Raw genomic sequence first — 17,132 nt, 5'->3', positions numbered from 1 at the left:
CGCCGGCTCAGCGCTCGCGGGTGTCGATTTCCGCGCTCATCGACAGGCCGACCTTGAGCGGGTGGGCCGCCAGTTCGGCGGCGTCGAGCGCGATGCGCACCGGCAGGCGCTGGACCACCTTGATCCAGTTGCCGGTGGCGTTCTGGGCCGGGATCGCCGAGAACGCGGCGCCGGTGCCGCCGGAGAAGCCGGCCACGCGGCCATGGTAGGTCACCGCGCCGCCGTAGATGTCGGCCTGCACGGTGGCCGGCTGGCCGACCCGGACCCGGGCCAGCTGGCCTTCCTTGAAGTTGGCGTCGACGTGCATGTCCTGGACCGGCACCACGCTGAGCAGCGGCGTGCCCAGGGCGACGCGCTGGCCGAGCTGGACCTGGCGCCGGGCCACGACGCCGTCGACCGGCGACCGGATCACCGTCCGGTCGAGGTCGACGCGGGCCTGCTCGACGCGCGCCCGGGCCAGGGCGACGGCCGCCTGCGCGCCCGCCAGGTTGGCGCCGGCAGTGGTCATGGCATCCTGGGCGCGGGTGACCTCGTCGCCGGACACCGAGCCGGACGCTTCCAGGGCGAGGCGCCGCTTGAGGTCGATGCCGGCGCGCCGGACCTCCGATCCGGCCGCCGCCCGGCGGGCGTCGGCCTGGCGCGCCTCGGCCTCGGCCTGGCTCAGCGCCAGGCGCACGTCGATGGGGTCGAGCTGGACCAGGACGTCGCCCTTGCGCACGGCCTGGGTGTCGGTCACGTGCACGACCCGGACGATGCCGGCCACCGACGCGGTGATCTGGGCGCTTTCCACCGCCGTGTAGGCGTTGTCGGTGGCGACGTAGTGCGAGGCGACGGCATACCAGTAGGCGGCGTAGCCGGCACCGGCGAGGACGACGACGCCGGCCAGGCCGGCGAGCAGGCGCTTGCGGCGCGCATCCGCGCGGCCGCCGGGCTGCGGCTGGGGGACAGGGTGTTCGGACATGACTGGATTCCTTGCGACTAGATGGAGAGGTAGCCGCCGCCCAGGGCCTGCTTGAGGGCGACGTCGAGGATGAAGGCACGCGATTGCAGGGCGGCGAGGTTGCGCTGGTTGGCGAGCAGGCCGTCCTCGGCGTAGAGCACCTCCAGGTGGCTGGCGAGGCCGCCCTCGTAGCGGTTGCGGGCGACCTGGTAGGCCTGCTCGGCCGCGGCCACCGCCTCGCCGGCCTTGGCCACCTGGGCCGTCGCCGCCCGCCGGCTGAGGCCGGCATCGGCCACTTCCTGGAGCGCCCGGGTCACGGTGCGGTCGTAGTCGGCCACCGCTTCGTCGTAGCCGGCGGCCTCGGCGCGCAGGTCGCCCTGCAGGCGGCCGGCGCTGAAGATGGGCAGCGACAACGCCGGACCGACGGCACCGACGTCGGAGCCGCTCCGGGTCAGCCTGTCCAGGCCCAGGGCCTGGAGGCCGATGAAGGCGCTCAGGTTGACGTTCGGGTAGAACGCGGCCTTCTTCTCCTCGACGCGGTGCGACAGCGCTTCGACGCGCAGGCGCGCGGCGACGATGTCGGGCCGCCGGCCGAGCAGGTCGGCGGCGAGGTTGGCCGGCAGGCCGTCGGCGCCGGCCAGGGCGACCGTGGGCCGGGCGATGCGGCGGCCGCGGTCCGGGCCGGCGCCGAGCAGCGCCGCCAGGCGGTTTCGCTGGAGGCCGATCTGCTCGTCGAGGGTAAGCAGTTCGCCCTCGCTCGCCGCCCGTCGGGCCTCGGCCTCGCTCAAGCCGCCCTTGGTCTCGAGGCCGTTGGCGTAGCGTTGCGCGAACAGGGCGACCGTCTCGCCGCGCACCGCGACCGAGCGTTCGACGGTGTCGCGCACCGCGTACAGGCGGGCCAGGTCCGCATAGTCGGAGGCGATGGCCGCCGCCAGGACCAGGCCGGCGCCGGCGAATTCGGCACGGGCCGCGTCGCGCTGCGAGAGGGCCGCCGCCAGGGCGGCCCGGTTGCGGCCCCAGAAATCCAGCTGCCAGCTGAAATCCAGGCTGAGCAGGCCGTAGTCGTGCCAGCCGGCCGGCGTTACGCTGCGGGGCATCAGGTGGTTGTAGCTCTGCTTCTGCTCGCTGATCGAGCCGTTGGCGTCGACCCGCGGCGCCAGGGCGGCACCGGCGACCTGCTGCAGGGCCTCGGCGCGGCGCAGCCGGCTCGCGGCGGCGGCCATGTCGGGCGAATTGGCGAGCGCCTCTTCGATCAGTACGTTCAACTGGGCGTCACCGTATTCGCTCCACCAGTGCGCCGCCGGCCAGGCCGTCGCGGCCGCCGCGAAGGTGGCCTCGGTGCCGTAATCGGCGGCCGGTCGGGCGGTCGCCGGCGGCGACAGAGTCGGTAGCGGGGCGCAGCCGGCGGCAAGCAGGCCGACTGACAACAGGGTGCCGAGGAAGCCCGGCCGCGAGGGCGGGCGTGGTAGAAGAGTGGGCATGGTGATGGGCTCGCTATTAAAACTGTACCGTACGGTACATATGGAGCGATTATACCCGAGACAGGCTAAAATGAACCAGTTAGTACACTTTTACCGAGCCGAGCAGCGATGAAAACCAAGAGCGAAGCCAAACGGCAGGCGATATTGGCGGTGGCGGCGGAGACCTTCGGGGAACTCGGCTTCGAACGCGCCTCGATGTCCGAGATCTGCGCCCGCGTAGGCGGCTCCAAGGCCACCTTGTACAACCACTTCGCCTCCAAGGAAGAACTCTTCCTCACCGTCATGTTCCAGGCCTCGGAGCATGAATTCGAGGCCGTGCACCGCCTGCTCGACCCCGATATCGGCGATGTCGCCGGGGCCCTGCGCGATTTCGGGCGCGGCTTCCTGGCCGTCCTCTATTCGCCCCAGGTGACGGCGGCGCGCCGCCTGGTCATCGCCGAGGCGCACCGTTCCGAGCTCGGCCGCGCCTGTTACGCCCTCGGCCCCGGCAAGGGGGACGCGGCCCTGGCCGGCTTCCTCGAGACCGCCATGCAGGCCGGCAAGCTGCGCCCGGCCGAGCCGCGCATCGCCGCCAGCCATCTGCGCGGCCTGCTCGAGGCCGAGCTGCTGGAACGTTTCCTGTTCGGCGTCCTCACCGACATCGGCGCCGAGGCGCTGGGCCCCATGGTCGAGCGCGCCGTCGAAGTGTTCATGCGCGCCTACGGCCCCACCTGACCGGCGCGCCTTCAGCCGCCCGTCTTGTTCGCGGCGAGGCCGGGTTCGCGCGCGGCGGCCAAGCGTACCCGCAGATCCCCCTGCAGGCGGGCCAGCACGCCGGCCCAGTCGCCGGCCCCGGTCTGCCGATAGAGTCGCGCGGACGGGTACCACGGGCTGTCGTCGCGGCCGAGCAGCCAGCGCCAGTCCGGCACCTGCGGCAGCAGGATCCAGGTCTCCTTGCCCAGGGCCGCGGCCAGGTGCGCGACGCTGGTATCGACGCTGATCACCACGTCGAGCTGCGCGCACAGCGCGGCCGTATCGGCGAAGTCCCTCAGTTCATCCCCAAAGAAGCGCATGCCGCCATGGCCGGCCAGGATGGCCCGGTCCGCGGCGCGCAGTTCCTTCTGGATGCAGACGTATTCGCAACCCTCGGGGAGATAGGGGAGCAAGGTGTCGAGCGCCAGGGTGCGGTTGCGATCCTGTTTGTGCGCGGTATTGCCGCTCCAGGCCAGGCCCACCCTCGGCTGGCCTGACGGGCCGAGGCGGTCGTGCCACTCGGCCACCCGGGCCGAGTCGGCGTACAGGTAGCGGGGTGCCGAGGGCACCCCGGCAAGCGTCGTCCCGAACGCCAGCGGCAGGCTCATGAGCGGGCAATGGCGGTCGAACGCCGGCAGCGCCGCGCCGGCGGCGACGACGTCGGCGACGCCGGGCAGCCCGCGCATCAGGTCGACCAGGGCGCCGGGCACCTCGAGGATCACCCGGGCGCCGAGTTCGGCGACCCGCGGCGCGTAGCGGCAGAACTGGATGGTGTCGCCCAGCCCCTGCTCGGCGTGGAGCAGGATGGTGCGGCCCGCCGCCTCCCCGCCGAGCCAGACCGGCTGGCTGAAATGCCGCTGCCGGGGGGCGTCCTTCTCGCGCCGCCAACGCCATTCGTACTCGCGCCAGCCGGACGCCAGTTCGCCGGTGAGCAGGAGCGCGAGCGACTTGTTCCAATGCGCCTCGGCGTAGTCCGGGCGTAGCGCGATGGCCCGGTCGTAGCTGGCCAGGGCCGCGTCGAGGCGGCTCATCGCCTTGAGCGCGTTGCCCCGGTTGGAATAGGCCTCGGCATAGTCCGGCCTGAGGGCGATGGCCTTGTCGTAGCTCGCCAGGGCCTCGTCCGGGCGGCCGAGATCGTTGAGAGCGACGCCGCGGTTGGAGTAGGCCTCGGCGTAGCCGGGCCGGACGGCGATGGCCCGGTCGTAACTCGCCAGGGCCTCGTCCGGACGCTCGAGATCCAGCAATACGTTGCCGCGGTTGCAGTGCGCCTGGGCATAGTCCGGCTTGCGGGCGAGCGCGCCCGCGTAGGCGGCCAGCGCCTCGTCGAGGCGGCCGAGCCGGACCAGCGCGTTGGCGCGGTTGAAATAGGCCTCGGCGTAGTCCGGCTGGCAGGCGATGGCCCGGTCGCAACTGGCCAGGGCGAGCTCCGCACGACCGAGGCCCAGCAGCGCCGCGGCGCGGTTGGAGTGGGCCTTGGCGTGCCCCGGAGCCAGCGCGACGGCCTGGTCGTAGCTGGCGAGTGCGGCGTCGAAGCGGCCCAGGTCCAGGAGCACGTTGCCGCGGTTGGAGAGGGCATCGGCATAGTCCGGCTTGAGGGCGACCGCCCGTTCGTAGGCGGCCAGCGCCTCGTCGAGCCGGCCGAGGTCCTTGAGGGCGTTGCCGCGGTTGGAATGGAAGGCCGCGTTGTCCGGATTCGCGGCGATGGCCCGGTCCATCAGGCTGACGGCAAGCCGATGATCGCCCCCTTGCGCGGCGACGACGCCCAACAGGTGCAGGACGTCGGCATTGCCCGGCTGCACCTTGAGGACGGCCTCGTACAGCCGCTTCGCCTCCTCGAGCCGGCCCTGCCGGTGCTCGGCCAGGGCCTGCCGGAGCAACCCGGCCACGGCCGCCGGCGGCGGCGCGGCGACCCGGCGCGGGGGAATCGGGGGGCTTCTTCGCGACATGGTTCGGCGGGATCGGCGTCGGCTCGGGCAGGTGGGCGGCATTCTAACCGGCCCGCTCGGGCCGATCAGCCCGCCCTGTCCGCCGGGTGCCCGGCCGCGACGAAAAGATGCTCGGGTTGCAGGCCCGCGCGATGACGCCCGATCATCTGGGCATAGGCGGCCTCGATATCGCGGGCGAACCGGCGCCCGTCGAAGAGCGGCGAGGTCGACCGGTTGCGCGCCAGCGTCGTCCTGATGCGCGCCAGCGCCGCCGGCTGCCGGGCGAGCTCGATGGCCATGGCTTCGTAGTCCGCCTGGCTCCCGGTGATCAGTTCGGGGATGCCCACCGCGTTGATCAGGCTGGCCGCGACCCGGGCGGCGAACGACCGTCCGATCCGGGTGAGGACCGGCAACCCGGCCCAGAGGGCATCGCTGGTCGTCGTGTGCGCGTTATAGGGCAGCGTGTCCAGGAACAGGTCGGCCAGGCGGTGCCGGGCGAGGTGCTCGTCCAGCTTCAGCTTCGGCGCGAACACCAGGCGGCCCTCGGCCACGCCCCGGGCCCGGGCCGCCTCGCGCAGGTTGGCGGCCGCCGCCGGATTGTCCTCGAGCAGCCACAGCACGCTGCCTTCCACGGCCTTGAGGATGCGCATCCAGCCGTCGAAGGTGGCCGGCAGGATCTTGTAGTTGTTGTTGAAGCAGCAGAACACGAATCCGCTCGCCGGCAGGCCCGCCTCTGCGCGGCTGAATACCCGCTCGGAGATGGCCCGCCTGGAGTCGTTGACCTGATAGCTGTGCGGGAGGTAGCAGATCTTTTCCGAGTAATGCCGGCGGTCCGCCTCCGGGATGAGGGTCGGGTCGGCGACGAGGTAATCGATGTAGGGCGCCCCCATGGTGCCGGGGTAGCCCAGGTAGCTCACCTGGATCGGCGCGCAACGCTGCGCGAAGATGCCGGTCCGGCTGTCTCCCGTGTAGCCTTTCAGGTCGACCGCGATGTCGATGCCGAGCGTGCGCGACAGCTCGGCGATCTCGCGGTCGGACCGGGCCGAGACCTCGTGGAAGCGATGCAGGGCCGAGGACACCCGGCGACGCATCTCGTCGTTCTTGTCGGGCCCGAAGGAAAAACCGTGCACCTCGAAGGCGTCGACGTCATGGGCCTCGAACAACTCGGCCATCAGCCAGGTGGTGGCATGGTTGTGGAAGTCCGCCGAATAGTAGCCGATGCGAATCTTCCGCCCCGGCGTGGGGGTGCCGACGACGGCGCCGCCCTCCGGGTAGCGTTCCCGGGCGAAGAGGCGGGCCGCCGCGAGTTGCAGCGCCGGGTCGTCGATCACCCCCAGCAGTTCGAACGGCGGGGTGACCGGCCGGCCCGCCGAGATGCCCGCCGCCAGTGCCTGCAGGTCGGCTTCGAGGCCCCGCCAGACGCACTGCTGCATCCGCGCCTGGAGGGCCTTGCCGCGCAGAAACGGGTAGTCCGGCCGGAGCGCCAGCGCCCGCTCGTAACTCGCCGAGGCCTCGGCGTAACGCTTGAGGTCCTTGAGGACGTTGCCGCGGTTGTGATGGGCGTCCGCATAGTCCGGGCGGCCGGCCAGCGCCCGCTCGTAACTGGCCAGCGCCTCCTCGTGGCGCTTGAGCTCGGCCAGGGCGTTGCCGCGGTTGTAATGGGCCTCCGGGTAGTCCGGCCGGAGCGCCAGCGCGCGCTCGTAATCCGCCAGCGCTTCGGCGTGGCGCTTCAGGTCCTTGAGGACGACGCCGCGGTTGTTGTATGCCTCGGCGTAGTTCCGGCGCGCGGCCAGCGCCCGGTCGTAGCCGGCCAGCGCTTCGTCCGGGCGCCCGAGGTCCTTCAGGGCGTTGGCCCGGTTGTTGTGCGCTTCCGCATGGTCCGGACGCAGGGCGAGCGCCTGCTCGTAGGCGGCCAGCGCCTCGGCATGGCGGCCGAGGTCCTGGAGGACGTTGGCACGGTTGAAGTGGGCGTCGCCGTAGTCCGGCCGCAGGGCGAGCGCCCGGTCGTAGGTGGCCAGCGCTTCGTCCGGACGGCCGAGGCCCTTGAGGGCGTTGCCGAGATTGTTCAGGGCATCGGGGTTGTCCGGCGCGATGGCGAGCGAGCGCCGGACCTCGGCGATGCCCTCGCTGAGCCGCCCGGCCTGCAGATAGGCGGTCCCGAGCAGATAAAGCAGCTGGGCGTTGTTCTTCTGGCGGGGCAGGATCTTGAGATAGAGATCGATCGCCGCGCCGATCTTCCCGGAGCGATGGAGTTGCACGGCGGCGGCAAATTGCTCTGGCAGTTTCTGCATGCCCGGTCCCGGTTCATCCGACCCCCAAGTCTGCTGTGCGGCGGATTTGGCTGTCAAACGACACCCGGCGTTACCGGCCCTCCGTCCGATCCTCGGCAACCCGGTCCGGGGCCGAAATCCGACGGCGCAACTGGGCGATCACCTAGGCCTGTCCGGGTGACGACCGGGCTGGTTTCGCCGCCGTCGTGTGGCAGGATCGTGGCAAATGGCTATGGCTGAAAACATGACCGTCCTGTCCGCTTCAACGCGTCGTCCCGTCCCGGGTCGAGACCGTGTGGCCGCCACCGCGCGGCCGCGCCACCTGCCCCTGTTCCAGCTCCATGCCGGCATGATCCTGGCACAGCCCATCCGCTGTTCGAACGAAGGCCGCGGCGTCCTGGACCTGCCCGCCGGCCAGGCCCGGGTCGAGGCGATATTCCGCGACGCCGACCTCAGCGAGCCCGGCCAATGCGGGCTGTTCGCGGCCATCCGGCGCTACCGGTGCCGGCCGTGACCGGCTACGTCTCGGCGACGCTGGTCGCCGACAGCCTCTCCATGCTGCCGCCCTTCCCGGGCGCGGTGAACGAGCTGTTGGACAACCTCGACGACGAGGACGCCTGCCTGGAGACCATCGTCGCCAGCCTGTATCGGGATCCCCTGGTATTCAGCCGGATCCTCGGCCATGCGCCTGCGCACGACGCGCCGGCCGGGCAGTCCTTTGCTCGCGAGGTCCACGCCGTCATGGCGCGCCTGGGCCAGGAGCGCCTGCGGGAGACCATCCTGATCGTCACCCTGGCCGATTTCATGCGCTTTCTCGACCACGAACAGTCGTTCTGGCAGCACTCCCTGGCGATCGGCGCCGGCGCCCAGGAACTCGCCGGCCGCTGCGGCCTGCCCGCCCATCCGAGCCTGGTCGCGGGCATGCTGCACGACATCGGCCAGGCCTGGATGTACGCCTTCTATCCGGGCAAGTTCCTCCAGGTCGGCGAGACCGTCCATCGGCACGGCCGGCCCCGCCACGAGGTGGAGCGGGACGTCTTCGGCATGGACCATGGCGAGGTCGGCGGCCGCGCCCCCGCGCTAGGGCAGCCAGCGCGCCAAGGCGCCGCGCAGCAACGCGGGGTCGATCGGCTTCGCCACGAAGTCGTCCATGCCGGCCTCGAGACAGCGTTTCCGGTCCTCCTCGAAGGCGCTTGCCGTCGTCGCCAGGATGGGGGTTTCCTCATAGCCGGGCAGCAGGCGGACGCGCCGGGTCGCCTCCAGGCCATCAATGACCGGCATCTGGACGTCCATCAGGATCAGGTCGTAGCGCTTGCGCTGCACGGCCGCCACGGCCTCGGCACCGTTCGCGGCGAGCTCGGGCTGGAGACCGACGTCGCCCAGCAGGTCGGTCGCCAGCTCCTGGTTCAGCGCATTGTCCTCGACGAGCAGCACCCGATGGCCCGCCAGGCTGCGTGCCGGCCGTGGCCGGCCAGATCGCCCACGGTCTCAAGTCCAATGCCCGTGCGGTCGGTGCGATGCGCCTGGGCGACCTGTGCGAGAAGCTGGAGCAGGCCGGCAAGGCGGGTGACACCGAGGTGCTCAGGGCCGAGCTCGGGGCCTTCGACGCCGCATTCGAACTGGCCAGCCAGCGCATCGAGGCCTTCCGCGCCCGGGAATGAGGCGCCGGCCACCGGCAGGGCCACTTCGCCCGCCCCGGCGCCGGCGGGCCGATGACGATGTGCGAATCGAGCCAGTCCTATAAACTCGGGTTCTATTCCAATGCGGAATTCGGTTATACTTGACCAAACTGATCAACTATACGCAGGAATATCATGGAACTTGAACTCACCGGCAACGGCTATCTCGTCGATCCCTCCAGTTGGACGGAGGAAGTCATGTATGAACTCGCTCGGCTGGACGACAACTTCGAGCTGACCGAGGAGCACGTGAAGTACATCCGGTCCGCCCGCGAGATCTACAGCGAGACCCAGGCCGTACCGCCCATACGCGAATTCGCCAAGATGCATGGCATGGACCGGAAGGCACAGCCGCTCTACGACCTGTTCCCGCGCGGGCCGATGAAGATGATCACCAAGTACGGCGGCCTGCCCCAGCCGACGGGCTGCGTCTGATCGAACTCAGGCCACGACAGGCCGCCGCCGAAGAACCGGTTCCCGCGGCTTGACCGCCTGACCGGCCAGCGCCGTTCAGGCGGGTCCCGCTGGACCCTTCGCCGGCGCTCCGGGCCGTGCGCCGCGATCTGCGGACGGCTGCGTTCCGGCGTTCCGGCCATTCGGGCGACGACCGGACACCGTTGCCAGGCTCGATGGTTCGAGCGTCCTCCGGGCGCGGACCACAATGCCGCCACAGCACGCCTCCCCATCCGATCGAGCCGCCGAATCTGCCTCCGGCACCGCCATGCCCCTAGCGATCTTGCCAACCGCCGAGTGCCATCTGGACGGCCTGTATGCGGCTTTCGACGCGGTGGCGCGCGAGCGGCAATACCTGGCGTCCTTCCAAGCGCCCGCGAAGGAAGCGTGGCTGGGCACCCTGCGGACCAACATCGCCCGTGACCTCTGCCAGTTCGTCGCCGTGGACGACGAAGTCCTGGGCTGGTGCGACGTCTTGCCGGCCCCGGGTGAAGCGCGAACCCACGTCGGGGTGCTGACGATCGGCGTTCTGCCGCCTGCGCGCGGCCGGGGCATTGGCGCCATGCTGATGGAAGCGGCGATCGACCAGGCCTGGGCCAAGGGCCTGCGGAGAATCCAGCTCACGGTACGCGCGGACAACAGCCGGGCCACGTCGCTGTATGAACGCTTCGGCTTCGCCACGGAAGGCGTCCTACGACAGGATTTCTGCGTCGACGGCCGGTATTTCGACGGGTACCTGATGGCCCTGCTTCGTCGCTGACGGGTTGCCGACCGCCCCGGCCGTCGCCTGCTAGTCGCCAGCCCAGCGCGGCACGGGAACTCGCCTAATGACGATGACGATGCTTGTGCTCGGGCTTGGCGGCCTCTGCCTCCGGCGCGGCCGGCGGATGACGGATGACGACGACGAGTTCGTCCGGCTCGAACCAGAATTCACCGGGGGGAAGGTCGGGGTGGCCGGTAATCAACTGTACGAAGCCATCGACGGCATTGACCTGGGTGATGGCTTCCCAGGTATCGGTCGGATGCTTGCTGGTACCGAGGCCGTTGTAGATCAAATCGCCTAGGCGGACCTCGCAGGCGGCTATCTTGATTCGGGTGGTCACTTTCCATGTCCTCCACTGCGCCGATGAGTCGGCCGCGGATGGGATCATGCGCGGTTCCACGAATCCTCGCCACGAATAAAGGTGCGAGTCGGCGGCAGCCCGCGGCACCGAAGCGACTTGCCGGTCAGCGCCCGATGCCCCGTCCGGCCGAGCCCATCCGTATAATCCGGCATGCCTGAAGATACCCAATCCGATTCTGCCCTCTCCGCGCCGTTCGGTTGCCTGCCGCTGGCACCGGCGGTGATCGACAACCTGCGCCAGCTGGGCTACCTGAACATGACGCCGATCCAGGCCGCGAGCCTGCCGGTGACCCTGGACGGCCACGACCTGATCGCCCAGGCCAAGACCGGCAGCGGCAAGACCGCGGTGTTCGGCCTCACCCTGCTGGCGAACCTCGACGTCAGCCGGTTCGAGGTGCAGGCCCTGGTGCTGTGCCCGACCCGCGAACTGGCCGACCAGGTGACCCAGGAGATCCGCCGCCTGGCGCGCAGCGAGGACAACATCAAGGTGTTGTCGCTGGTGGGTGGCAGCGTGATGCGCCCGCAGATGGCCAGCCTGGCCCACGGCGCCCACATCGTGGTGGGCACGCCGGGCCGCATCATGGATCACCTGCAACGGGAAAGCCTGAACCTCGACGCCCTCAACACCCTGGTGCTGGACGAGGCCGACCGCATGCTCGACATGGGCTTCCACGACGACATCGTCTACATCGCCCGGCGCTGTCCGAAGGCGCGCCAGACGCTGCTGTTCTCGGCCACCTACCCCGAAGGCGTCGTCGACCTGGGCCGGAAGTTCCTGCACAAGCCCGGGAGGTGAAGCTCACCGACCTGCACGAGGCGGACAAGATCCGCCAGCGCTTCTACGAGGTCAGCAACGAGACACGGCTAGACGCGGTGGTGCGCCTGCTGAACCACTACCGGCCGGTCAGCACCCTGGCCTTCTGCAACACCCGCCAGCAATGCCGGGACCTGCTCCAGGTGCTGCGGGAGGCGGGCTTCGACGCCCTGGCGCTGCACGGCGAACTGGAGCAGCGCGACCGCGACCAGGTCTTGATCCAGTTCGCCAACCGCAGCTGTTCGGTGCTGGTGGCCACCGACGTGGCGGCCCGGGGGCTCGATATCGCCCAGCTGGAGGCGGTGATCAACGTGGACGTGACGCCGGACCCGGAGATCTACATCCACCGCATCGGCCGCACCGGCCGGGCCGACCAGGACGGCTGGGCGCTCAGCCTCGCCAGCCGCAACCAGATGCGCCGGGTCGACGAGATCGCCAAGGTCCTGGGCACGGAGGTGGAATGGCACCCGATCGACGAGCTGTCCGCCGCCAGCGGCCAGCCCCTGCGGGCGCCGATGGTGACCCTGCAGATACTGGGCGGGCGCAAGGACAAGATCCGGCCCGGCGACGTGCTGGGCGCGCTCACCGGGGAGGCCGGTTTCAAGGCCGAGCAGGTGGGCAAGATCAACGTCACGGACAGCGTCACCTATGTCGCGGTGGCGCGGGAGATCGCCCTGAAGGCGCAAAGCCGGCTGGCCGACGGCAAGCTCAAGGGCAAGAGCGTGAAGGTGCGTGCCCTCGATGCCGCCTTCGACGGCCGGCCGTCGCGGGCCAACGCCAGCATCAGGCGGCGGCCGAAGGGCTGAGGCGTTCGTCCCGAAGCGCCCGAGTGTGCCCTGGGGGAAGCTATTTGGCGGCCGGTCGGGACCGTAGTGGATCAAGCAACGGCCGCAGGCCGTTGTGGTCCATCTCCTGCATCAGGGCCAGCAGACGGCCGATCTCGCCTGTGGGAAAGCCTTCCCGGGCGAACCAGTTCAGGTAGTGGCCGGGCAGGTCGGCGATAAGCCAGCCCTTGTGCTTGCCGAAGGGCATTTCGACGCTGACCAGCCGTTCCAGGTCCTCGCGCTTCACGTCGCGCGCGCCTCAGCCGTGGGCGCGCACGCCGGCGTGGATGGTCAGACCGAGGCCGACGCTGCCGAAGCGGTCGCCCTCGACCAAACGGGCATTCGGCACGCTTGCCCGGCAGGCCGCGCGTACCGAGGGAATTGCCGAAGTGCCGCCGGTGAGGAACAGCGTGGTGATCGCCGTGGCCGGCACGCCGGCCTGGTTCAGACAGGCGTGGATGCTGGCGGCGATCTTCTCCGTCTCGGCGCCGGTGGCCCGTTCGAAGGCCGCGCGTGAGAGCTCGACGACCAGGCCGTCGTCGACATAGGGCAACGCCAGCGCGACGTTCGCCGCATCCGACAGGGCGATCTTGGCGGTTTCCACATCGCCGGCCAACTGGTGGCCGGTCCGCTCGCGGATGACGCGGGCCAGGCGATGCACCAGGGCCGGCTGCGCCGCGACGTGGTGCAGCTCCTTCAACAACGAGGCCGTGCGGTTGTCGTTGAGCAGGACGATGCGGTGCCAGGTGGCGAGATCGAAATACACCGGGGCCGGCAGCTCGCGGTCGGGGTGTAGGCGATGGTGGCTCCGGTAGCCCAGATGCGGCATGACCTGGTCGAGGCTCAGCCGCTTGTCGTAGTCGGTACCGCCGATGTGGACCCCGGCATTGGCCAGTACGTCGGCCTTGCGGTCCGCCTTCAGGTGGCGCGCCGGCGAGACCCGGACGATGGAGATGTCCGCCGTGCCGCCGCCCAGGTCGGCGATCAGCGCCAGTTCCTCGGCGTCGATCCCGGCCTCGTAGTCGAGCGCCGCCGCAATGGGCTCGTACTGGAAATCCACCTGCTTGAAACCGGCCTCGCGGGCAATGGCCTCCAACTGGTCCTGGGCCGCCCGGTCGCGGGCATCGTCGTCGTCCACGAAATGGACCGGCCGGCCCAGGACAACCGCTTCGGCGGCCGCCCCCATCCCGGCCTCGGCCCGGGCCTTCAGGTGGCGCAGGAACAGTCCGATGATGTCCTTGAAGGCGATCCGCTGGTTGCCGACCGGCGTCGTCTCCTCGATCAGCGCGCTGCCCAGGACGCTCTTCAGCGCCCGCAGCAGACGACCCTCGTAGTGTTGGGTGTAGGACTCGATGGCACTGCGCCCGAACTGGATGCACTCGTCCTCGGTGTTGAAGAAGATCGCGCTCGGAATGGTGGCGTGATCCGCTTCCAGCGGCACCAGCACCGGTCCCGCGGCGCTCGGATATCCGGCGGTGGAATTGGAGGTGCCGAAGTCGATGGCGACGATGGCGCCGCCGGCGCTGGCGCGAGCGGAACGGGTGGGACGCGGTCTGCGAGGCATGGGAGGTCGAGGTTTTCCGGCGCCGGCACGGTCAGGCCGGACCGGCAGGCGCGTAGTATACGGCGGCTCCCGGCGGCCGGGCCCCGTCACTCGACGGTGACGGACTTGGCCAGGTTGCGCGGCTTGTCGACGTCGGTACCCTTGCGCAGGGCCGCGTGATAGGCGAGCAGCTGCACCGGGATGGCATGTATGATCGGCGACAGCAGGCCGGCGTGGCGCGGCGTGCGGATGACGTGCACGGCGTCGGTGGCGCTGAAATGGCTGTCCAGATCGGCGAAGACATAGAGCTGGCCGCCGCGGGCGCGGACCTCCTGCATATTGGACTTCACCTTCTCGAGCAGGCTGTCGTTGGGGGCGATGACCACCACCGGCATCTTGTCGTCGACCAGTGCCAGGGGGCCGTGTTTCAGTTCCCCGGCCGGATAGGCCTCGGCGTGGATGTAGGAGATTTCCTTGAGCTTGAGGGCGCCTTCCAGGGCAATCGGGTAGTGCAGGCCGCGGCCGAGGAAGAGGGCGTGGTCCTTGTCGGCGAACTGCTCGGCCCAAACCTTGATCTGCGGTTCCAGGTTGAGGGCGTGCTGGACACTGCCGGGGAGCTGGCGCAGTGCCTCCAGGTGGCCGGCTTCGGCATCGGCAGCCAGCCGGCCGCGCTGCTTGGCCAGGGTGAGGGCAAGGATGAACAGGGCGCACAGCTGGGTGGTGAAGGCCTTGGTCGAGGCGACGCCGATCTCGGCGCCGGCGCGCGTGTAGAACACCAGCCTGGAAGCACGCGGCAAGGCGCTTTCCTGGACGTTGCAGATCGACAGGGTATGGGCGTGGCCGAGCGCCTTGGCCCGCTTCAGGGCCTCCATGGTGTCCAGGGTCTCGCCGGACTGCGAGATGGTGACCACCAGCTGGCGCGGATTGGGGATGGAGTCGCGGTAGCGGTATTCGTGGCCGAGTTCGACGTTGCAGGGGATGCCGGCGAGCGACTCCAGCCACTGCCGGCCGACCAGGCCGGCGTAGTAGCTGGTGCCCGAGGCCAGGATGAGGACGCTGTCGACCTCGGCGAAAACGGTGGCCGCGTCGCTGCCGAACAACGCCGGCACGACGCCGGCGTCGATGACGCCTTCCAGCGTGTCGGCGGTGGCGCGCGGCTGCTCGTGGATCTCCTTCTGCATGTAGTGGTCGTAGGGACCCAGCTCGATGGCGTCGGCGGCGACGGTCGACAGGCGCTCCGGGCGGGTGACCGGATGGCCTTCGCGGTCGACGATCTCGACGCCGTCGCGGGTGACGGCGGCGACATCGCCCTCATCCAGGTAGATCACCCGGCGGGTCTCGGCGAGCAGTGCGGAGACGTCGGAGGCGAAGTAGTTCTCGCCCTCGCCGCGGCCGATGAGGAGCGGGCAGCCCATGCGCGCACAGCAAATCTGGTCGGGCGAGGCGAGGGCGACGACGCCGATCGCATAGGCGCCCTTGAGCTCGGCGACCGCCGCCCGGGTGGCCCGGAACAGGTCGTGGTCGCGGCCGTAATAGTGGTGGACCAGGTGGGCGATCACCTCGGTGTCGGTCTGCGATTCGAACTGGTAGCCGAGTTCGGTCAGGCGCCGCCGCTGTTCCTCATGGTTCTCGATGATGCCGTTGTGGACCAGGGCGATCTCGCCCCGCGAGATGTGCGGATGGGCGTTGTACTCGGTGACGCCGCCGTGCGTCGCCCAACGCGTGTGGCCGATGCCCAGCGTCCCGGCCAGGCCCTGGGTCGCGGCACTGGCGGCCATCTCGGCGACCCGGCCGACGCGGCGGATGCGTTCCAGGCGGCCGTCGTGCAGGACCGCGGCGCCGGCCGAGTCGTAGCCGCGATACTCCAGGCGCTTGAGGCCCTCGATGAGGATGGGGACGATGTCGCGCCCGGCGATCGCACCGACGATTCCGCACATGCTCGATTCCTCTTACTTTGGCCGCTTCACCGGGCGCTTCCAGCCCGGCATGGTCAGTTGCTTGGCACGCGACAGGGTCAGCTGCTCGGCGGGGGCGTCCTTGGTCAGGGTGGTGCCGGCGCCCAGGGTGGCGCCGCGCCCGACCGTGACGGGGGCGACCAGCTGGGTGTCGGAGCCGATGAAGGCCTCGTCCTCGATCACCGTGCGGTGCTTGTTGACGCCGTCGTAGTTGCAGGTGATGGTGCCCGCGCCGATGTTCACCCGGGCGCCCACGCTGGCGTCGCCGACGTAGGAGAGGTGGTTGATCTTGGAGTTGTAGCCGACCTGGGCATTCTTCAACTCGACGAAGTTGCCGATGTGCACCGCCTCGGCCAGGGCGGTACCCGGGCGCAGGCGGGCATACGGGCCGATGATCGCCTGGGCGCCGATTTTGGCGCCGTCGAGGTGGCAGAAGGCCTTGACCTCGACGCCGTCGCCAAGGACCGCGTCGCGAATCACGCAGTTAGCGCCCACTTTCACGTTGTCCCCCAAGACCACGTGGCCTTCGAAAACGCAGTTGACGTCGATCAGACAGTCCCGGCCGCACTCGAGACGGCCCCGGACGTCCAGGCGGGCGGGGTCGACGAGGGTGACGCCGGCGGCCATCAGGGCGTCGGCGATGGTGGCCTGCAGGCGGCGCTCGAGGCCGGCCAGCTGGGCTCGGCTGTTGACGCCCAGGACCTCCCACTCGGCAGCGGGGTGGCAGGGAAGTATGCGCTCACCTTCGCCGGCCGCCATGGCGATCACGTCGGTCAGGTAGTACTCGCCCTGGGCGTTGTCGTTGGACAGGCGGGCGAGCCAGGCCGCCAGCTTGGCGGCGGGCAGGCAGAGAATTCCGGTGTTGACCTCACGGATGGCCAGTTGCTCGGGGTCGGCGTCCTTGTGCTCGACGATGGCCTCGACCTGGCCGCGCGCGTTGCGCACGATGCGGCCGTAGCCGGCCGGGTCGGCCAACTCGACCGTGAGCAATGCCAGGGCGCCCTCACGGGCGATCATGACCATCTCGGCGAGGGTGTCCGGACGGATCAGGGGGACGTCGCCGTACAGGATCAGGACGTCGCCGGCCGGATCGACGTGCGGCATGGCCTGCTGGACGGCGTGGCCGGTGCCCAGCTGCGGCTCCTGCAGTGCCCAGGCCAGGTCGGCGCGGCCGACCGTTTTCGGCAGCGTCTCGCCGCCATGACCGTAGACCACGCAGATGCCGTCGGGGCCGAGGCTGTCGGCGGCGGCCAGGACATGGCCGATTAGGGGACGGCCGGCCAGTGGGTGCAGCACCTTGGGCAGGTCGGACTGCATCCGGGTGCCTTTGCCGGCGGCGAGGACGACTACGGTCAGGGGACGGGTCATGGGTGCGGGTCCATCAGGTCGGCAA

Annotated in this window: 17 protein-coding genes and 1 pseudogene; 8 read left to right on the top strand and 10 right to left on the bottom strand. The window is 70.1% G+C overall.

All coding sequences use genetic code 11. From position 1 onward, the window contains the following. Positions 1 to 7: 7 nt before the first annotated feature. A complete protein-coding gene (locus EZJ19_RS10920) occupies positions 8 to 961 on the bottom strand; it encodes an efflux RND transporter periplasmic adaptor subunit (RefSeq protein WP_131447505.1) in 954 nt (317 codons plus the stop codon). 17 nt (positions 962 to 978) lie between these two features. Next, positions 979 to 2,421 (bottom strand): efflux transporter outer membrane subunit, encoded by a 1,443-nt coding sequence (locus tag EZJ19_RS10915; RefSeq protein WP_131447503.1) that lies wholly within the window; start codon positions 2,419 to 2,421, stop codon positions 979 to 981. 108 nt (positions 2,422 to 2,529) lie between these two features. Between EZJ19_RS10915 and EZJ19_RS10910 the strand changes: the two genes are divergently transcribed. Beyond that, a complete protein-coding gene (locus EZJ19_RS10910) occupies positions 2,530 to 3,135 on the top strand; it encodes a TetR/AcrR family transcriptional regulator (protein ID WP_131447501.1) in 606 nt (201 codons plus the stop codon). Between the two features lie 11 nt (positions 3,136 to 3,146). Here the strand turns inward: EZJ19_RS10910 and EZJ19_RS10905 are convergent, their stop codons facing one another. Continuing rightward, positions 3,147 to 5,099 carry a tetratricopeptide repeat protein gene (locus EZJ19_RS10905; RefSeq protein WP_165873554.1) on the bottom strand — a complete coding sequence of 651 codons (1,953 nt, stop codon included), beginning with the start codon at positions 5,097 to 5,099 and terminating at the stop codon, positions 3,147 to 3,149. Between the two features lie 65 nt (positions 5,100 to 5,164). Further along, positions 5,165 to 7,369, bottom strand: a complete 2,205-nt coding sequence (locus EZJ19_RS10900) for a tetratricopeptide repeat protein (RefSeq protein WP_131447497.1) — start codon at positions 7,367 to 7,369, stop codon at positions 5,165 to 5,167. A 274-nt stretch (positions 7,370 to 7,643) separates the two neighbouring features. Between EZJ19_RS10900 and EZJ19_RS10895 the strand changes: the two genes are divergently transcribed. After that, on the top strand, positions 7,644 to 7,862 hold the full coding sequence (locus EZJ19_RS10895; protein WP_131447495.1) for a hypothetical protein: 219 nt from the start codon (positions 7,644 to 7,646) through the stop codon (positions 7,860 to 7,862). After that, positions 7,817 to 8,356: pseudogene (locus tag EZJ19_RS16805) on the top strand (HDOD domain-containing protein); the annotation flags it as partial. The gene EZJ19_RS10895 and the pseudogene EZJ19_RS16805, both read left to right, overlap by 46 nt. A gap of 72 nt (positions 8,357 to 8,428) precedes the next feature. Here EZJ19_RS16805 and EZJ19_RS10885 read toward each other — a convergent pair. Further along, a complete protein-coding gene (locus tag EZJ19_RS10885; protein WP_206199407.1) occupies positions 8,429 to 8,782 on the bottom strand; it encodes a response regulator in 354 nt (117 codons plus the stop codon). A gap of 29 nt (positions 8,783 to 8,811) precedes the next feature. Here EZJ19_RS10885 and EZJ19_RS10880 point away from each other — a divergent pair, with 29 nt between their 5' ends. The 3 genes from EZJ19_RS10880 (at position 8,812) to EZJ19_RS10870 (ending at position 10,240) form a co-directional block, all read left to right on the top strand. Further along, complete coding sequence (locus tag EZJ19_RS10880; RefSeq protein ID WP_240754743.1) at positions 8,812 to 9,009, top strand: Hpt domain-containing protein; 198 nt, start codon at positions 8,812 to 8,814, stop codon at positions 9,007 to 9,009. Between the two features lie 153 nt (positions 9,010 to 9,162). Continuing rightward, positions 9,163 to 9,462 carry a TusE/DsrC/DsvC family sulfur relay protein gene (locus EZJ19_RS10875; RefSeq protein ID WP_131447489.1) on the top strand — a complete coding sequence of 100 codons (300 nt, stop codon included), beginning with the start codon at positions 9,163 to 9,165 and terminating at the stop codon, positions 9,460 to 9,462. Positions 9,463 to 9,748: 286 nt separating this feature from the next. Then, positions 9,749 to 10,240, top strand: a complete 492-nt coding sequence (locus EZJ19_RS10870; RefSeq protein ID WP_131447487.1) for a GNAT family N-acetyltransferase — start codon at positions 9,749 to 9,751, stop codon at positions 10,238 to 10,240. Between the two features lie 64 nt (positions 10,241 to 10,304). On the opposite strand, the gene EZJ19_RS10865 is transcribed toward EZJ19_RS10870, so the two are convergent. Then, positions 10,305 to 10,583 carry a hypothetical protein gene (locus EZJ19_RS10865; protein WP_131447485.1) on the bottom strand — a complete coding sequence of 93 codons (279 nt, stop codon included), beginning with the start codon at positions 10,581 to 10,583 and terminating at the stop codon, positions 10,305 to 10,307. Between the two features lie 171 nt (positions 10,584 to 10,754). Between EZJ19_RS10865 and EZJ19_RS16700 the strand changes: the two genes are divergently transcribed. Together EZJ19_RS16700 and EZJ19_RS16695 are read left to right on the top strand one after the other, a co-directional pair. After that, the gene (locus tag EZJ19_RS16700) at positions 10,755 to 11,399 is read left to right on the top strand and encodes a DEAD/DEAH box helicase (protein WP_338069430.1); all 645 of its coding nucleotides are present in this window, start codon (positions 10,755 to 10,757) and stop codon (positions 11,397 to 11,399) included. Then, positions 11,396 to 12,223, top strand: a complete 828-nt coding sequence (locus tag EZJ19_RS16695) for a helicase-related protein (RefSeq protein ID WP_338069429.1) — start codon at positions 11,396 to 11,398, stop codon at positions 12,221 to 12,223. The genes EZJ19_RS16700 and EZJ19_RS16695 overlap by 4 nt, the downstream gene beginning before the upstream one ends. A 40-nt stretch (positions 12,224 to 12,263) precedes the next feature. On the opposite strand, the gene EZJ19_RS10855 is transcribed toward EZJ19_RS16695, so the two are convergent. The 4 genes from EZJ19_RS10855 to glmU all read right to left on the bottom strand — a co-directional run bounded on the left by EZJ19_RS10855 (position 12,264) and on the right by glmU (position 17,107). After that, entirely contained in the window at positions 12,264 to 12,488 is a 225-nt protein-coding gene (locus EZJ19_RS10855) for a DUF3820 family protein (protein ID WP_131447483.1), read from the bottom strand. A 12-nt stretch (positions 12,489 to 12,500) separates the two neighbouring features. Beyond that, complete coding sequence (locus tag EZJ19_RS10850) at positions 12,501 to 13,805, bottom strand: Hsp70 family protein (RefSeq protein WP_131447481.1); 1,305 nt, start codon at positions 13,803 to 13,805, stop codon at positions 12,501 to 12,503. 86 nt (positions 13,806 to 13,891) lie between these two features. Continuing rightward, positions 13,892 to 15,721, bottom strand: coding sequence for a glutamine--fructose-6-phosphate transaminase (isomerizing) (gene glmS / locus EZJ19_RS10845; RefSeq protein WP_131447479.1), 1,830 nt, complete (start codon positions 15,719 to 15,721; stop codon positions 13,892 to 13,894). Positions 15,722 to 15,733: 12 nt separating this feature from the next. Continuing rightward, positions 15,734 to 17,107 (bottom strand): bifunctional UDP-N-acetylglucosamine diphosphorylase/glucosamine-1-phosphate N-acetyltransferase GlmU, encoded by a 1,374-nt coding sequence (gene glmU / locus EZJ19_RS10840; RefSeq protein ID WP_206199406.1) that lies wholly within the window; start codon positions 17,105 to 17,107, stop codon positions 15,734 to 15,736. Positions 17,108 to 17,132: the final 25 nt, after the last annotated feature.

The organism is Parasulfuritortus cantonensis (genome assembly GCF_004337445.1).
Lineage (GTDB): Bacteria > Pseudomonadota > Gammaproteobacteria > Burkholderiales > Thiobacillaceae > Parasulfuritortus > Parasulfuritortus cantonensis.
The sequence above is the reverse complement of the archived record's forward strand: the minus strand, read 5'-3'. Positions and strand labels throughout refer to the sequence as shown.